This is a genomic window from Pseudomonas sp. WPR_5_2 (assembly GCF_003634475.1).
Taxonomy (GTDB): domain Bacteria; phylum Pseudomonadota; class Gammaproteobacteria; order Pseudomonadales; family Pseudomonadaceae; genus Aquipseudomonas; species Aquipseudomonas izuensis.
This window is the reverse complement of the sequence record NZ_RBLA01000001.1, coordinates 746,569-763,309: the sequence shown is the minus strand read 5'-3', so window position 1 is coordinate 763,309 and position 16,741 is coordinate 746,569. Positions and strand designations below refer to the sequence as shown.

18 protein-coding genes are annotated in these 16,741 nt (G+C 61.0%); 8 read left to right on the top strand and 10 right to left on the bottom strand.

Features of this window, described 5'->3' with window-relative positions; translation table 11 throughout:
* Positions 1-138: 138 nt before the first annotated feature.
* From BJ917_RS03325 to BJ917_RS03315, 3 genes are all read right to left on the bottom strand, one after another.
* On the bottom strand, positions 139-351 hold the full coding sequence (locus BJ917_RS03325) for a DUF1059 domain-containing protein (RefSeq protein ID WP_096510981.1): 213 nt from the start codon (positions 349-351) through the stop codon (positions 139-141).
* A 147-nt stretch (positions 352-498) separates the two neighbouring features.
* The gene (locus BJ917_RS03320; RefSeq protein ID WP_121101857.1) at positions 499-1,119 is read right to left on the bottom strand and encodes a LysE family translocator; all 621 of its coding nucleotides are present in this window, start codon (positions 1,117-1,119) and stop codon (positions 499-501) included.
* A gap of 91 nt (positions 1,120-1,210) precedes the next feature.
* Positions 1,211-2,107 carry a DMT family transporter gene (locus tag BJ917_RS03315; protein WP_121101854.1) on the bottom strand — a complete coding sequence of 299 codons (897 nt, stop codon included), beginning with the start codon at positions 2,105-2,107 and terminating at the stop codon, positions 1,211-1,213.
* A gap of 88 nt (positions 2,108-2,195) precedes the next feature.
* Here BJ917_RS03315 and BJ917_RS03310 point away from each other — a divergent pair, with 88 nt between their 5' ends.
* The gene (locus BJ917_RS03310) at positions 2,196-3,527 is read left to right on the top strand and encodes a PLP-dependent aminotransferase family protein (RefSeq protein ID WP_121101851.1); all 1,332 of its coding nucleotides are present in this window, start codon (positions 2,196-2,198) and stop codon (positions 3,525-3,527) included.
* 88 nt (positions 3,528-3,615) lie between these two features.
* A complete protein-coding gene (locus BJ917_RS03305) occupies positions 3,616-4,203 on the top strand; it encodes a LysE family translocator (RefSeq protein ID WP_096510989.1) in 588 nt (195 codons plus the stop codon).
* A gap of 155 nt (positions 4,204-4,358) precedes the next feature.
* Here BJ917_RS03305 and BJ917_RS03300 read toward each other — a convergent pair whose 3' ends face one another.
* A complete protein-coding gene (locus tag BJ917_RS03300) occupies positions 4,359-5,192 on the bottom strand; it encodes an AraC family transcriptional regulator (protein ID WP_121101849.1) in 834 nt (277 codons plus the stop codon).
* Between the two features lie 33 nt (positions 5,193-5,225).
* Complete coding sequence (locus BJ917_RS03295; RefSeq protein ID WP_096510993.1) at positions 5,226-5,729, bottom strand: VOC family protein; 504 nt, start codon at positions 5,727-5,729, stop codon at positions 5,226-5,228.
* Between the two features lie 355 nt (positions 5,730-6,084).
* Between BJ917_RS03295 and BJ917_RS03290 the strand changes: the two genes are divergently transcribed.
* The 6 genes from BJ917_RS03290 to BJ917_RS03265 all read left to right on the top strand — a co-directional run bounded on the left by BJ917_RS03290 (position 6,085) and on the right by BJ917_RS03265 (position 11,478).
* Entirely contained in the window at positions 6,085-6,333 is a 249-nt protein-coding gene (locus tag BJ917_RS03290; protein ID WP_121101846.1) for a transmembrane sensor/regulator PpyR, read from the top strand.
* Positions 6,333-7,499, top strand: coding sequence for an NnrS family protein (locus tag BJ917_RS03285; RefSeq protein WP_121101844.1), 1,167 nt, complete (start codon positions 6,333-6,335; stop codon positions 7,497-7,499). Before BJ917_RS03290 ends, BJ917_RS03285 begins: the two co-directional genes overlap by 1 nt.
* Positions 7,500-7,617: 118 nt before the next feature.
* Complete coding sequence (locus BJ917_RS03280; protein ID WP_096510999.1) at positions 7,618-8,073, top strand: (2Fe-2S)-binding protein; 456 nt, start codon at positions 7,618-7,620, stop codon at positions 8,071-8,073.
* A 7-nt stretch (positions 8,074-8,080) separates the two neighbouring features.
* A complete protein-coding gene (locus BJ917_RS03275; protein ID WP_121101841.1) occupies positions 8,081-10,249 on the top strand; it encodes a xanthine dehydrogenase family protein molybdopterin-binding subunit in 2,169 nt (722 codons plus the stop codon).
* Position 10,250: 1 nt separating this feature from the next.
* Complete coding sequence (locus tag BJ917_RS03270; RefSeq protein ID WP_121101838.1) at positions 10,251-10,832, top strand: hypothetical protein; 582 nt, start codon at positions 10,251-10,253, stop codon at positions 10,830-10,832.
* A gap of 73 nt (positions 10,833-10,905) precedes the next feature.
* The gene (locus tag BJ917_RS03265) at positions 10,906-11,478 is read left to right on the top strand and encodes a GGDEF domain-containing protein (RefSeq protein WP_121101836.1); all 573 of its coding nucleotides are present in this window, start codon (positions 10,906-10,908) and stop codon (positions 11,476-11,478) included.
* Between the two features lie 134 nt (positions 11,479-11,612).
* On the opposite strand, the gene BJ917_RS03260 is transcribed toward BJ917_RS03265, so the two are convergent.
* The 5 genes from BJ917_RS03260 to BJ917_RS03240 form a co-directional block, all read right to left on the bottom strand.
* Positions 11,613-12,038 carry a VOC family protein gene (locus BJ917_RS03260; RefSeq protein ID WP_121103088.1) on the bottom strand — a complete coding sequence of 142 codons (426 nt, stop codon included), beginning with the start codon at positions 12,036-12,038 and terminating at the stop codon, positions 11,613-11,615.
* A gap of 180 nt (positions 12,039-12,218) precedes the next feature.
* Complete coding sequence (fabI, locus tag BJ917_RS03255) at positions 12,219-13,013, bottom strand: enoyl-ACP reductase FabI (protein WP_020799278.1); 795 nt, start codon at positions 13,011-13,013, stop codon at positions 12,219-12,221.
* Between the two features lie 21 nt (positions 13,014-13,034).
* Positions 13,035-14,645: an ABC transporter ATP-binding protein gene (locus tag BJ917_RS03250; protein WP_121101833.1), complete on the bottom strand. Its 1,611-nt coding sequence runs from the start codon at positions 14,643-14,645 to the stop codon at positions 13,035-13,037.
* A gap of 1 nt (position 14,646) precedes the next feature.
* Positions 14,647-15,666 (bottom strand): ABC transporter permease, encoded by a 1,020-nt coding sequence (locus tag BJ917_RS03245; RefSeq protein ID WP_096511009.1) that lies wholly within the window; start codon positions 15,664-15,666, stop codon positions 14,647-14,649.
* A gap of 1 nt (position 15,667) precedes the next feature.
* A complete protein-coding gene (locus BJ917_RS03240; protein ID WP_096511011.1) occupies positions 15,668-16,741 on the bottom strand; it encodes a microcin C ABC transporter permease YejB in 1,074 nt (357 codons plus the stop codon).

Genomic DNA, 16,741 nt, shown 5'->3' with positions numbered 1-16,741 from the left:
CACCTTAAGACCCTATGTGGGAGCGAGCCTGCTCGCGAAGGCGCCAGCACATCCAACATTGAAGTGACTGACACTGCGCCATCGCGAGCAGGCTCGCTCCCACAGTAGATGTAAGTGCGCCTCTGAAACCCCGGAGTACTAAGCGCGACGCGGTGCTTCAACAGGTGGGGTGCCGTCGTGAAACATGGTCTTCAGTTGAGCACGCAGTTCCGGTGAGTCGGTGTGCTTGTGAACGTTGACTGCATGCTGTGCGGCAGCCTCGAGCAGTTCGTTTTCAGAGTCTGCGGACAGCGCGACCGAGCATTGGGTATCGCTCGGGAACTCGCGGCAGTCGATGTATTTACGCGCCATGATGTTCTCCTCCCTACGACGAAGGCAGGTCGTGACCTGCGTGAGCGATCGCTCGACGCGTTACATCAAACACGATTGCATGCCACATCGAGTGTGCCGACTCTTGAAGTATAGGCCTGTCGGGTGAACACCTTGGCTCAATGTGGGTCAGGCCCGTCGGGCCATCAGCAATACGGACGCTGCTGCCGATAAGAGGCTGGCGCAGCAGCGGTTGAACATCCGCTTGCCCGACGGCTTGGCGAACCAGCGGCGCATGTGCAGGCCCATGTAGGCGTAGGCCGCGATGGCGATCCATTCCAACACCAGGAACAGCGCACCCAGCACGGCGAATTGCGGCGTGATGGCCCGGGTCGAGTCGACGAATTGCGGCAGGAACGCGGTGAAGATCAGGATCGCTTTCGGGTTGCCCGCCGCCACCAGAAATTCCTGCCGGGCCAACGCCAGCATCCCCACCGGAGCACCCATCACGGTGTTTTCCACACCAGGTTCCGCGCGCCACAGTTGCCAGGCGAGATAGAACAGGTAAGCCGCCCCCAGGATCTTGATCCCATAGAACAACAACTCCGAGGTTTGCAGCACCACCGCCAGGCCCGCCGAGGCGAGGGCGATCATCCCGGCGAACGCCAGCAAGCGGCCAACCCCGGCCACACAGGCGGTACGGTAGCCGTAGCGGGTCGAATTGCTGACCGACAACAGGTTGTTCGGGCCTGGCGCCATGTTCAGGGCGAAGCAGGCCGGAAGGAAAAGAGTAAGGGTGGCGAGGTCCATGGTTGGGCTCCTGTAACGAGAGCTGTATTTTTACCACGCCGGTCGGGTGGCATGCCCCGTACAGTCATGACGGCAAGCGCCATAGCAGTGGCTAGCGGGCGAATTTTTTCGCCCCGGCCACGCACACAATCACCGCCACGGTCACCCCGAGCATGCCGAGGCTGACCTGTTCGTGCAGCAGGGTCGCCGCCAGCGCCAGGCCAAAAAACGGTTGCAGCAGTTGCAGTTGGCCGACGGCGGCGATTCCGCCCTGGGCCAGCCCGCGATACCAGAACACAAAACCGATCAGCATGCTGAACAGCGACACGTAAGCCAGGCTGAACCAGGCTGGCGTGCTGATGCCGCTGAACGACGTCGGCATCCGCCACCAGGTGAGTGCAGCCATGACCGGCAATGCCAGCACCAGCGCCCAGGAAATCACCTGCCAGCCGCCGAGCGTGCGCGACAGCTTTGCCCCTTCGGCATAACCCAGGCCACAGGCCAGGATCGCCAGCAGCATCAGGATGTCGCCTTGAGGTGAGGCAGTCAGGCCTTGGGCAACGGCGAAGCCGACGACCAGCAGGCTGCCCAGCACCGAGAAGATCCAGAACACCGGCCGAGGGCGTTCACCGCCACGCAAAACACCGAATACCGCGGTCGCGAGCGGCAGCAGGCCGACGAACACGATGGAGTGGGCGGAGGTCACGTACTGCAACGCCAGTGCGGTCAGCAGCGGAAAACCCACCACCACACCCAAGGCGACGATGGCCAGGGGCACCAGTTGATTGCGTGCAGGGCGTTTTTCCTTGAACAACAGCAGCAGGCACAGCGCCAGAAGCGCGGCGATGGTCGCGCGGGCCACCGTGAGGAAAACCGGATCGAATTCCAGCACCGCCAGCCGTGTCGCCGGCAGTGAGCCGCTGAAAATCACCACACCGATCAAGCCATTGATCCAGCCACTCGCACTGCTGTCCAGTGCCCGGTCTTGCAGATTTGATGTCCGTTCCATTTCGCTCACGCTCATTGTTGGGTTGCGTGAATCCATCCTATGACCGACTATCAATACAATCAAAAAATTGTCATGGATACATCTCGACATGCCTCGTTCCCGCTATAAATCACTGGTGGATGCCTTCGCCGCTGACATCCGCTCAGGACGTTTGCCGCCCGGCACACGGCTGCCGACGCATCGGCAACTGGCTACTGAGCACGGACTGGCGCTGGTCACTGCCAGTCGGGTTTACGCCGAGCTTGAAAGCATGGGCTTGATCAGCGGCGAAACCGGGCGCGGGACCTTTGTCCGGGAAACATCACTACCGCCCGGGCAGGGTATTTCCCAGTCCGTGGTGGCGGCGGGGATGATCGACCTCAATTTCAACTACCCGTCGTTGCCCGGCCAGGCGGATCTGTTGCGCCATGCCCTGCGCCAGCTTGCGTTGTCCGGCGACCTGGAATCGCACCTGCGCTACCAGCCCCACGCAGGGCGTCTGCATGAGCGGGCCTCAATGGCACGCCACCTGGTTGAGCGCGGGCTGAATGTTCCGGCCGAGCAGGTGTTGATCGTCAGTGGCGCCCAGCATGGCCTGGCGGTGGTGATGATGACGCTGCTCAAGCCCGGCGATGTCATCGCCGCCGATGCCTTGACCTATCCGGGTTTCAAGACGCTGGCCGAAACGCTGCACCTTGAAGTCTTGCCCATTCCAGTCACCGACCAAGGGCCGGACTTGCCGGCCCTGGAACAACTCTGCCAGCGTCGCTCTGTACGGGCCGTCTACTCGATGCCGACTTTGCACAATCCCTTGGGTTGGGTGATGGACGCCGATCAGCGCGGGCAATTGGTGGCGATTGCACGCCAGCATGACCTGACGATCATCGAGGACGCGGCCTACGCGTTTCTGGCCGAAAACCCGCCGCCACCGCTGGCCGAGATGGCGCCGGAAAGAACGGTGTACGTGTCCGGTTTATCCAAGAATGTCGCCACCGGGTTGCGCGTCGGTTTCGTGGCCGCCCCCGCGCAATGGATCGCGGGTTTCGAGCGCACGATCATGGCAACCACCTGGAACACCCCTGGTGTGATGACCGCCATTGCTACGGCCTGGCTCGACGACGGTACCGTGAGCAAGCTGGAGGCGCACAAACGTGCGGACGCACAAGCGCGGCAAGCCTTGGCGCGGGAGGTGCTGACAGGGATCAGGACGATCAGCCACCCCTCTTCGTACTTCATCTGGTTGCCTTTGGGGGAAGAGGCGCGGGCGGACCAGATCGCCATGGCGTTGATGCGCGAGCAGGTGTCGGTGTCGCCCGCCGAACCCTTTTCGATTACCCCCCATGTGCCGCACGCCATTCGCCTGGCGCTGGGCTCGGTGGACATGGACTCGCTGCGCGAAGCGCTGGGGAAAGTGAAGCGGGTGGTCGGCTTTTACGCATAGCGTTCGTACAGGGCAGTTTTCTTCAATACGTGCACCCGAGGGCTCTTTACCTTGAGGCCTGGTTCAACTGACAGGAAGAAGGTGTGCGATGAGTCTGATGATGTCCATGGCGGCGTTTGCGCTGGTCGCTTCGATAACGCCGGGACCGGTGAATATCGTGGCGTTGAGTTCGGGGGCGCGCTTCGGCTTTCGCGCCAGTCAGCGGCATGTGGCCGGGGCGACTCTGGGGTTTGTGTTGCTGCTGGTGCTGATGGGGTTGGGGCTGCATGAGTTGTTGCAGCGTTGGCCGGCCATGACCCAGGTGGTGCAGTGGGCTGGGGTGGCGTTCCTGTTGTACATGGCGTTCAAGCTGGCGGGCGATAATGGGCACCTTGAGGCGAAGGACGCTGATCGCGCGCCGTCGATGCTGTATGGCGCCGTCATGCAATGGCTCAACCCGAAAGCCTGGCTGGCCTGCGTGGCCGGCATGGGCGCGTTCGTCGCCGATGGCGAGGCGCGGCTGGTGTGGCAATTCGCGGCAGTTTACCTGGTGATCTGCTACCTGTCGGTCGGTTGCTGGGCGTATGCGGGGACGTTTTTGCGCGGGTATCTGAACAATCCGGCAGGGATGCGCTGGTTCAATCGGGGCATGGCGTTATTGCTGGCGGGAAGTGCGGTTTACTTGCTGCTGCCGTAAACATCATTGTGGCGAGGGAGCTTGCTCCCGCTGGGCTGCGAAGCGGCCCCCGACGCTCTTCAGACAAACCTTGCATACAGGTCTAGCGAAGCTTCGCCGCCGAGCGGGAGCAAGCTCCCTCGCCACAAAAGCTCAACGCACAAAGCAAGTTAGGTTCATCCCCGATACTGCCCGGGTGTCGCCGCCAAATGCTGTTTGAACGCCCGTTGAAAATGCGCCTGATCGGCAAATCCCGCTTCCAGCGCTACGTCGGCGATCAGCTTGCCGTTGCGCAGTTGCTCCCGCGCGAACTGGATGCGTCGGTTGACCAGGAAGGCGTGGGGCGTCATGCCGTAATGCTGCTTGAAGGCGCGGATCAGGTAGGACGGCGACAATTGCGCCGCGTCGCAAATGTCCTCGAGTTTGAGCATGTGCGTGCAGTGGTCGCGGATAAAGTCGGCGGCGCGTTCCAGCTTGAAATTGGGTTCGCGCAGCGGTTGATCGACCGGATTCAGCCGTAGCTGCACCTCAGTGAAAAACTCCACCGCTGCGCTGTGCTTGCGCAGGACGTCCTGCTGCGGATCGATCAAGACGTCATACAAGCCCTGCAAACCGTAAAACAGATCGGCGTCCGAGGTGTGGGTGACGGCGAAGCGGCGAAATGCCGGGTCTTCGCTGAAGCCGAGCTGATGCTGCAAGCCGGTGAGCCACAGGGTATCGACATACAGCATCAGGTAAGACCAGGGCTGGTCGTCAATCGGATTGCAGGCGTGGACATCACCCGGATTCATCAACACCACGGTGCCGGCACTGACCTCGAACCGCGATTGCTCGTGCACATAGGTGCTGCGCCCGGCGGTGATCGCACCGATGGAAAAATGCTCATGGGCATGCCGGGTGTAACAGACCTCGCGTCCGTCGGCGATGGAGCGCGCCTCGATGAAGGGCAGGGCGTCGTCGCGCCAGAAGCGCGGGGCCTTGTCTGTGTCCTTGGGCTTGGCGAGCGTCATGGTCGGTCCTCGGCAGATCAGCCCCGGAGTGTATTAGCTCTCGCCGTCAAAGGCTCGCTTGAGTGCGGCGATATCGAGTTTTTTCATTTGCAGCATCGCTTCCATGGCTCGTTGGGATTTGTGCGTGTCGGGGTCTTTCATCATGTCCATCAGTTGCACCGGAACAACTTGCCACGACATTCCAAACTTGTCTTTGAGCCAGCCGCATTGCTGAGCCTGCGGGACACCGCCAGCCGACAGGGCTCCCCAGAAATGGTCGACTTCGTCCTGGGTCTGGCAATTGACCTGAAAGGAAATCGCCTCGCTGAACTTGAACATCGGACCACCGTTCAGGCCGGTGAAACTCTGCCCGTCGAGTTCGAAGCTGACCGTCATCACCGAACCTTCGGGCCGTCCGTGGAACTCGAAACCGGCGTGACCATAGTGGGTGGTGGCAGTGATTTTCGAATGGTCGAAGATCGAACAGTAGAACTTTGCCGCTTCTTCGGCCTGATCGTCGAACCACAGGCAGGGCGTAAGTTTTTGAACGCGTTGCATGACGGGTCTCCTTCGCAGGTTTTTCCATGCTGGATTATCAGCGTAGTCAGCCTCTGCTCGTCTGGTCGTGCCGTAGATCGACAAATGCCCCGAAACGCCTCGCTGTAGGAGCTGGCTTGCCAGCGAAGACGGCGCCACAGTCAACATCAATGTTGACTGAAAATCCGCTTTCGCTGGCAAGCCAGCTCCTACAGGATCGCGTCAATATGACTGCGATATGAGTCCAAACGACTCTTTTTGCAATGAGTCATTTTGACTTGATCTATCTCAACTGCCTGATTCGTATGAGGTAAATACCTGGCACGACCCTTGATGCATCAAACGTACAACTGAACGGCTACAGGAGTACGGAAAAATGTTCCATTTCTTCAGCAACCCTCAGAACGTTCTGCATCTCTCAAACCGTGTGCTCGGTGTCGGCCTGGCGATGCTGCTGGCAGGGATCTACGGTGCTTACCTTTACGACGGCCATCTGTCGATCGTTGCCCTGGTTTCGCTGCATGCCATGACCATTGTCGGGCCGACCTTGCTGAAAATCGGCTACGTCATGCGCTTGCTGGCCCAACATCGGTTGAGCAAACCGCTGGCCGGGGCGCTGGCCTGATGCGCAAATGGGTCGCGGTGCCTGTTTTCAGTCTCGGTTTTCGTCCGTTCTTTCTGGCCGGGGCCACGTTCGCTGCGCTGGCGGTGGCGATCTGGGCCCTCTGGTTGTATGGCCGTTTGCCTGGCGCGCAAGCGGTGGGCGGCATGCTCGCCTGGCATCGACACGAAATGCCGTTCGGCTTCGCCGTGGCGATCATTGCCGGGTTCCTGCTGACGGCGGTGCCGAACTGGACCGGACGTCCAGGGCTAAAGGGTTGGCCATTGATCGGGCTGGTGCTGGTCTGGTTGCTGGCGCGACTGGCCTGGCTGCTGCCGATTTCCCCGGGTTTTTTGCTTCTCTTGCAGCTGCCTTTTCTGCCACTGCTGGCCTTGGTGCTGGGCCGCGACTTGATCGCCGCCGGCAAGCGCGACAACTATCCGATTCTGCTGATGGTCATGCTGCTGGCCGGGTGCCAGGCCATGACGGTGTCGGGCCTTTCGACCGACGACGCCGGGCTGCAACGGCGTGGTGTCCTGGCGGCCTTGTGGTTGGTGGGCGCCATGATGAGTGTGATTGGCGGGCGCGTGATTCCGTTTTTCATCCAGCGAGGCCTGAGTCGGCCGGCGCAGCCGGCGGGAAGTCCATGGCCGACCCGGATTCTGATGGTGAGCGGTTTGTTTGCAGCGCTGTCATTTGCCCTCGGTTTACAAGACGTTCCCAGGACTTGGTTGGCAGCGTTGTTCGTACTGATGGGCGCTTTGCACCTGCTGCGCCTATGGCGCTGGCACGATCGGGGCCTGTGGAACGTGCCGTTGCTGTGGTCGCTGTATCTGTCCTACGCCTGGCTGGCGGTGGCGGTTTTCGCCATGGCGCTGTGGCATGCAGGCTGGATTCCGCAACAGAGCCTGGCCACCCATTCGTTGGCGGTGGGCGGTGTGGGTGGTCTGATTCTGGCGATGATCGCTCGGGTCAGCCTTGGCCACACCGGACGGCCGCTGCAGCCGTCGAAAGCGATCGTGGCGGGGTTTGCGCTGATGTTGATGGCGGGCCTGTCGCGGGTGCTGCTAGTGCCGTTCTCCGGACTGGGGCTGGCGCTGTCTGCGGTACTCTGGTGTAGCGCGTTCGGGCTGTTTCTGTGGCGTTATACCGATATTTTGCTCAAGTCGAGGGTGACCGGCGGTCGATAGAGTTCGGCCTGCGGGGCAAATTGGACTTAGCTGAAGGGATAACCCGAGGCGCGCGCAGGTCGTTGACGGCTACAGCGACGCCCCCTTCAGAACACCCTGAGTCTGAGGACCTTCGCAAATGTTGACCCTCAATATCAATGGCAAGGACCAGGAACTGGATGTCCCCGCGGACATGCCTTTGCTCTGGGTCCTGCGTGATGTCGCGCACCTGACCGGGACCAAGTTCGGTTGCGGCATGGCTCAATGCGGTGCCTGCACCGTGCACATCGACGGCGCGCCATTACGCTCCTGTATCACACCCGCCACAGCCGTGGCCCATGGGCAGAAAATCCTCACCATCGAAGGCTTGTCGATTGACGGTTCGCACCCGGTGCAACAAGCCTGGGCCGAACTTGATGTGGTCCAGTGCGGTTATTGCCAGTCCGGGCAGATTATGTCGGCGGCGGCGTTGCTGGCGAAGATCCCGCAACCGACCGACAGTGATATCGATCAGGCGCTGTCGGGCAATATCTGCCGTTGCGGCACCTATTCAAGAATCCGCGCCGCGGTCAAGCGCGCCGCCGAGCTGAGTTGAGGTGGTCATGAACAACCTCCATCCGCTCTCGCGTCGTGGTTTTCTCAAGGGCAGTGCCGTGCTGGGCGGCGGGCTGGTGGTGGCGTTCGTCATCCCCGGTGCCCATCGCTTTGCCATGGGCGCCGAGAACCAGGGCAACGTGTTCGCCCCCAATGCCTTCCTGCGCATCGGCAATGACAACAGCGTCACCGTGTTGCTTGGCCATTCGGAAATGGGGCAGGGCATCTGGACCGGCCTGACCATGTTGATCGCCGAAGAACTGGACGCCGACTGGTCGAAAATTCGCGTCGAACATTCCCCGGCCTCCGCCAAGGACTACGGTCTGGCCGGGTTCGGCGGCATGCAGATCACTGGCGGATCGACCTCGACCTGGATGGAGTTCGATCGCTATCGCCAGGCCGGTGCGGCGGCCCGGTTGATGTTGATCGAGGCTGCGGCCAAGCGTTTCAATGTCGCGCCTTCTACGATTACCACCGAATCGGGCGTCGTGATTGCCGGCGACCAACGCGCCACCTACGGCGAACTGGCCGATGACGCCGGCAAGCTGCCGGTGCCGGATCCGGCATCGATCAAACTCAAGGATGCGAAAGACTGGACGATCATCGGCAAACCCACCAAGCGCCTGGACACGCCGGAGAAAATCACCGGTCGCGCCAAATTCGGCATGGATGTGCAGTTCGATGGCCTGATGACCGCGATGGTCGCCCGTTCGCCGGTGTTCGGCGGCAGCGTCAAATCCTTTGAAGGCGCCGAGGCGCTGGCGATTCCAGGCGTGCACAAAGTGGTGCAGGTGCCGACCGGCGTGGCAGTGATCGCCGATCACTACTGGGCGGCAAAACTGGGGCGCGATGCGCTGAAGGTTGAATGGGACCTGGGGCCGAACACTGGGCTGGACAGTCAGAAACTGCTGGAGGACTTTCGCAAACTCGCCGCCACACCCGGCCTCCCGGCCAGTCAGGCAGGCGATGCCAAGGCGGCGTTGGCCAAGGCGGCCAAGACCCTCGACGTCGAATACAGCGTGCCGTACCTGGCCCACGCGCCGATGGAACCACTCAATTGCACGGTGAAAATCACTCAGGATAAATGCGAGATCTGGACCGGCACGCAGTTCCAGACCCTGGACCAGATGATCGCCGGGAAAATCACCGGACTCAAACCCGAGCAGGTCGAAATCCACACCGAGTTCCTCGGCGGCGGTTTCGGCCGGCGGGCCAACCCGACCTCGGATTTTGTCGCCGAAGCGGTGCAGGTCGCCAAGGCGGCGGGTGCACCGGTGAAAACCGTGTGGGCGCGGGAGGATGACATCCGTGGCGGCTACTACCGCTCGGCATTCCTGCATCAGGCGCGGGTGGGGCTGGGGGCTGATGGCCTGCCAATGGCGTGGAAACATGTGTTGGTCGGGCAGTCGATCATGGCGGGCACTTCGCTCGAGGCGGCCATGGTCAAGAACGGCATCGACAAGACGTCGGTCGAGGGCGTGGCCGATAGCCCGTATCTCGAAGGTCTGGCCAATCATCAGGTTGACCTGCATTCGCCGAAAACCGGCATCAAGGTGCTGTGGTTGCGTTCGGTGGGGCATACCCACACCGCCTTTGTCATGGAATCGCTGATCGATGAGCTGGCCACGGCGGCGGGCAAGGACCCGGTGGAGTACCGGCGGACCTTGCTCAAGGACCATCCGCGGCACCTTGGCGTGTTGAATCTGGCGGTGGAGAAGGCCAACTGGAAGGCGCCGCTGCCAGACGGCCATGCCCTGGGCGTGGCGGTGCATGAGTCGTTCGGCAGCTACGTGGCCCACGTCGCCGAAGTGTCCCAGGACAACCTGGCGATCCGGGTACATCGGGTGGTGTGCGCGGTGGACTGCGGGATTGCGGTCAACCCGCAGAGCATCGCGGCGCAGATGGAGTCGTGCATCGCCTTCGGCCTGAGCTTCACCCTGCACAGCAAACTGACGATCAAGGACGGACACGTGGTGCAATCCAACTACCACGATTACCAGGTGCTGCGGCTCAACGAGATGCCGGTGGTTGAAGTGCACATCCTGCCCAGCAGCGAAAAACCCGGCGGCATCGGTGAGGCCGGTGTGCCACCCACGGCGCCGGCAGTGGCCAACGCGGTGTTCGCCCTGACCGGGCAGCGCCTGCGGGAGCTGCCGCTGCAACTGTCGGGGGTGTGAGATGAAACGACATCATTGGGTACTTGGCGGCTTGCTCCTGCTTTGCCTTTTCATCTATGCAACTGAGCTGTTCGCTGATGACAAGGAGGCACTGAAGGCCTTCGACACGGTACAGAAAGTCTTCCAGAGCCCCCGTTGCCAGAACTGCCACATTCCCGGCGATTCACCGTTGCAGTTTGACGGGGGAACGCCCCATGCGATGAACGTCGTGCGTGGCCTGGACGGCAAAGGCGCGGCGGGATTGCCCTGCGCCACTTGCCATGCCGAAGCCAATCCACCGGCCAGTTACGGCCCCAAGGCGCCACCCGGTGCCCCCCATTGGAGCCTGCCGCCGGCGGCGCACAAAATGGCCTGGATCGGCCTGCCGCCCGACAAGCTGTGCAGCATGATCAAGGACCGCGCGAGCAATGGCGACCGGGATTTCGCGGCGCTGATCAAACACGTCAGCGAGGACAAACTCGTGCTCTGGGGCTGGAATCCGGGCGGTAATCGCACACCGGTGCCGGTTCCGCACGATATTTTTGTCACCCAGTTCAAGCTCTGGGCTGAGGCAGGAGGGCCTTGCCCGGTGCTGGGTACTTGACCATCGGTCAATGAACACGGAGTCAAACCGATATCGAGGACTCTAAAGAACATACCCTCCATGGGAGTATGTGATGCTGATCTCAGGCAAACCGCACACAACAGGTGTATGTGCAGGGACGCCACAGCAGGAGCGTGAACTGCTGCGTGATCTTGCACGCAAGGCCGAGCAAGAGCTGATCGGGGTGCAGATGGCGAGTATGGATGAACTGACGCTGCTGCCCAATCGGCATGGTTTCCTGGCGCTGGCCCAACTGGGACTGGAGGCCTGCGGGCAACTGGGGCGGCCGGCGACGCTGCTGTTTTTCAACCTGGATGACTTCAAGCGTATCAACTATCTGTTTGGTCGCACTGAGGGTGATCACGCGCTGAAGACCTTCGCCGATGTGCTGAGCATCGGATTTCGGGAAAGTGACGTGATTGGCCGCCTGGAAGGCGCTACCTTCGTCGCCTTGCTCACCGGCTCTTGCGGCGTGGATGTCACGGCCATCAAGGCCCGGCTGGAGGAAATGCTGGATGAGCGCAATACCATGGCCCATCGCGGGTATGGCATTGGTTTCAGCATTGGGCAGATCGAGTATGACCCTACGGTTCATGACTCGGTTGAAGAACTGCTGGTTGAGGCTGAAAAGGCGCTGGGCCGGTAGATTGATGTTGTATGAAAGGGCCTCATCGCGGGCAAGCCCGCTCCCACAGGGTCAATGGGTGTACACAAAATTTGTGATCACCGAGGCCACTGTGGGAGCGGGCTTGCCCGCGATGGGGCCCTCACAATCACCACCTATTTGGCAAACAACTGCCCGATATCCTTGAATGCTTTGAACTCCAGTGCATTCCCACACGGATCGAACAGAAACATCGTCGCCTGTTCGCCAACCTGTCCCTGAAAGCGAATCCCCGGTTCGATCACGAACCGCGTCTCCAGCGCCTTCAACCGCTCGGCCAGCGCCTCCCATTCCGCCATCCCCAGCACCACGCCGAAATGCGGTACCGGTACGTCATGGCCGTCCACCGCATTGGTATGAGCAGCCTCTTGCGAGGCGTTTTTCGGCGCCAGGTGAATCACCAGTTGATGGCCGAAAAAGTTGAAATCGACCCAATGGTCGCTGGAGCGGCCTTCTTCCAAACCAAACACGCTGCCATAAAAGTGCCGCGCGGCGGGCAGGTCATACACCGGAATGGCCAAGTGAAAAGGAGAGAGTTGCATCAGGTGAGCCTCGGTCATGGAGAATGAGTGTAGGCGCTGGCTTGCCAGCGAAAACGGCATTCCACGCCCTGAACTTTTTAACCCTGAAATACCGGCTCCTGCAATGGATTGCGCCCGCACTGGAATCCCAGGCACAAAAAACCCGCCAAAAAGGCGGGTTTTTTAGTGGCTAACCGAAGATCACTCTTCGAGGTTGCCCATGGCCGTGGTGTTGAAGCCACCGTCCACGTACATGATTTCACCACTGATACCCGACGCCAGGTCCGAGCACAGGAAGGCGCCGGCGTTGCCGACTTCTTCGATGGTGACGTTGCGACGCAGCGGGGTTTGCGCTTCGTTGGCCGCCAGCATCTTGCGGAAGTTCTTGATGCCGGAAGCGGCGAGGGTGCGGATCGGGCCGGCCGATACGCAGTTGACGCGAGTGCCGTCCGGGCCCAGGGAGCCGGCCAGGTAGCGTACGCCCGCTTCCAGGGAAGCCTTGGCCATGCCCATCACGTTGTAGTTCGGCATGGTGCGCTCGGCGCCCAGGTACGACAGGGTCAGCAGGCTGCCGTTGCGGCCTTTCATCATTTCGCGACCGGCCTTGGCCAGGGCCACGAAGCTGTAGGCGCTGATGTCGTGAGCGATGCGGAAACCTTCACGGGTGGTGGCTTCGGTGAAGTCGCCGTCCAGTTGGTCGCCCGGGGCGAAGCCGACGGAGTGCACGATGCAGTCCAGGCCGTCCCACTTCTTGCTCAATTCTTCGAAGACCTTGGCGATTTCCGCATCGCTGGCCACGTCGCACGGGAAGCACAGCTCAGGGCTCGAACCCCAGCCTTGTGCGAACTCTTCGACACGACCCTTGAGTTTGTCGTTCTGATAAGTGAAGGCAAGCTCAGCGCCCTCGCGATGCATGGCGGCAGCGATGCCGGATGCGATGGACAGCTTGCTGGCGACACCGACGATCAGTACGCGCTTACCGGCGAGAAAACCCATGTGTTGCTCCTCTCTTTCAGGTTATTGCGCAGTGTCCGGAGCCAGGAAAGCGGCTTCCAGCAACTGCTGTGTATACGGATGTTGGGGGGCGGCAAAAATGCTTTGCGCGTCTCCCTGTTCGACCACTTGGCCATGCTTGACCACCATCAGCTGGTGGCTCAGCGCTTTGACGACAGCCAGGTCATGGCTGATAAACAGATACGTCAGGTTGTACTTGGTTTGCAGTGAACGCAGCAGCTCCACTACTTGGCGTTGTACGGTCCGGTCGAGGGCCGATGTCGGCTCGTCCAGCAGAATCAACGCCGGTTTTAGCACTAATGCCCGGGCAATGGCGATTCTCTGCCGTTGCCCACCGGAAAATTCGTGGGGGTAGCGGTGCCGGGTGTCCGGGTCCAGGCCTACCTCCTTGAGTGCCGCAATAATCGCTTGTTCCTGTTCCGCTTCGGTGCCGATCTTGTGAATTCGCAGGCCTTCGCCAACGATCTGGCTCACGCACATCCGTGGGCTCAGGCTGCCAAACGGGTCCTGAAACACCACCTGCATCTCCCGCCGCAGCGGTCTGACCTGTTGCTGCGTCAGGCAGTCTAGCTGTTTGCCTTCAAAACGGATCGCACCTTTGCTACTGATCAGGCGCAAGATTGCCAGACCCAGCGTCGACTTGCCGGAACCGCTTTCGCCAACAATGCCCAGGGTCTGGCCCTGGGGCAGGCTGAAATTGATGCCGTCCACTGCCTTGACGTGATCCACCGTGCGCTTGAGCAGGCCTTTCTTGATCGGAAACCAGACTTTCAGGTCCTCGACTGCCAGCAAGGGCGGGCCGATCACGTTGGTTGCAGGCTTGCCGCCGGGCTCCGCTGCCAGCAGGATCCGAGTGTACGGATGCTGCGGCGCGCGGAACAACTCTTCGCACGATGCCTGTTCGACGATGCAACCGCGCTGCATGACACATACGCGATGCGCAATTCTTCGCACCAGGTTCAAATCGTGACTGATCAGTAGCAGCGCCATGCCCAGGCGAGCCTGTAATTCCTTGAGCAATTCGAGGATTTTCAGCTGGACGGTCACGTCCAGCGCGGTAGTCGGCTCATCCGCGATCAACAGTTCCGGCTCGTTGGCCAACGCCATGGCAATCATCACCCGCTGACGCTGGCCGCCGGACAATTCGTGGGGCAAGGCCTTGAGGCGCTTCTCCGGCTCTGGAATGCCGACCATTTCCAGCAGTTCCAGGGTGCGTTTGGTCGCCACTTTGCCGACCAGGCCCTTGTGGATGCCCAGCACTTCATTGATCTGTTTCTCGATCGAATGCAGCGGGTTGAGCGAGGTCATCGGCTCCTGGAAGATCATCGCGATCCGGTTGCCGCGGATATGGCGAATGGTTTTTTCTTTCAGGTTCAGCAGGTTTTGCCCGGAATATTCGATGGTGCCCGAAGGGTGTCGGGCGAGGGGGTAGGGCAGCAGGCGCAGGATCGAGTGAGCGGTCACCGATTTGCCGGAACCGCTTTCGCCCACCAACGCCAGGGTTTCACCGCGCTTGATGTCGAAGCTGACATTCTCCACGACACGCTGGCAGTGTTCGCCGACAACAAATTCGACGGCGAGGTCGCGCACTTCGATCAGATTTTCCTGATTCATTTCACTTCCTCGGGTCGAAGGCATCGCGAGCGGACTCGCCGATGAACACCAGCAGGCTCAACATCAGCGCCAGCACAGCAAACGCGCTCATGCCCAGCCACGGTGCCTGCAGGTTGGATTTGCCCTGGGCCACCAGTTCACCCAGCGACGGGCTGCCCGCCGGCAAGCCGAAGCCGAGGAAGTCCAGGGCGGTCAGGGTGCCTATGGCGCCGGTCAGGATGAACGGCATGAAAGTCATGGTCGAGACCATGGCGTTGGGCAGGATATGGCGGAACATGATCGCGCCATTCTGCATGCCCAGCGCCCGGGCCGCACGCACGTATTCCAGATTGCGGCCGCGCAGGAACTCGGCGCGGACCACGTCCACCAGGCTCATCCAGGAAAACAGCAGCATGATCCCCAGCAGCCACCAGAAGTTCGGCTGAACGAAGCTGGCGAGGATGATCAGCAGGTACAGCACCGGCAAACCGGACCAGATCTCCAGGAACCGCTGCCCGGCAAGATCCACCCAGCCGCCGTAGAACCCCTGCAACGCGCCGGCGATCACCCCGACGATCGAGCTGAGAAGGGTCAGTGTCAGGGCGAACAGCACCGAAATGCGGAAGCCGTAGATCACCCGGGCCAGTACGTCGCGCCCCTGGTCATCGGTGCCCAGCAGATTGTCCGCCGACGGCGGCGCGGGGGCGGGGACTTTCAGGTCGTAGTTGATGCTCTGATAGCTGAACGGAATCGGCGCCCACAGCACCCAGGCATCCTTGGCCTTGAGCAGTTCGCGGATATAAGGGCTCTTGTAATTGGCCTCCAGCGGGAACTCGCCGCCGAAGGTGGTTTCCGGATAGCGCTTGAGTGCCGGGAAATACCAGCCGTTGTCGTAGTGCACCACTAGCGGTTTGTCGTTGGCGATCAACTCGGCGCCAAGGCTGGCGCCGAACAGGACCAGGAACAGCCACAACGACCACCAGCCACGCTTGTTGGCCTTGAACAGTTCGAAGCGGCGACGATTGAGAGGGGACAGGTTCATCTCAATGCTCCCGGCTTTCGAAGTCGATGCGCGGATCGACAAAGGTGTAGGTGAGGTCACCGATCAGTTTCACCACCAAACCCAACAGGGTGAAGATGAACAATGTGCCGAAGACCACCGGGTAATCGCGGTTGATCGCGGCTTCGAAACTCATCAGGCCCAGGCCGTCGAGGGAGAAGATCACTTCCACCAGCAACGAGCCGGTGAAGAAGATCCCGATGAAGGCCGACGGGAAGCCGGCGATCACCAGCAGCATGGCGTTGCGGAACACGTGGCCGTACAGTACGCGGTGATTGGTCAGGCCCTTGGCCTTGGCGGTGACCACGTACTGCTTGTTGATTTCATCGAGGAAGCTGTTTTTGGTCAGCAAAGTCATGGTGGCGAAGTTACCGATCACCAGCGCGGTTACCGGCAGCGCCAGGTGCCAGAAATAATCGAGTACCTTGCCACCCATGCTCAGCTCGTCGAAGTTGTTCGAGGTCAGCCCGCGCAGCGGAAACCAGTCCAGGTAGCTGCCGCCGGCAAACACCACGATCAGCAGGATGGCGAACAGGAACGCCGGGATCGCGTAGCCGACGATGATCGCCGAACTGGTCCAGACGTCGAAGTGGCTGCCGTGGCGCGTGGCCTTGGCGATCCCCAGCGGGATCGACACCAGGTACATGATCAGGGTGCTCCACAGCCCGAGGGAGATCGACACCGGCATCTTTTCCTTGATCAGGTCGATGACCTTGGCATCGCGGAAGAAGCTGTCGCCGAAATCCAGGGTGGCGTAGTTCTTGACCATGATCCACAAGCGTTCCGGCGCCGATTTGTCGAAGCCGTACATGTGCTCGATTTCCTTGATCAGCGCCGGGTCCAGACCCTGGGCGCCGCGATAGGCGGAACCGGCCACCGACACTTCGGCACCGCCGCCGGCGATGCGGCTGGTGGCGCCTTCGAAGCCTTCGAGCTTGGCGATCATCTGTTCCACCGGCCCGCCCGGGGCGGCCTGGATGATCACGAAGTTGATCAGCAAGATGCCGAACAGGGTCGGAACGATCAGCAGCAGTCGCCGAAAAATATACGCCAGCAT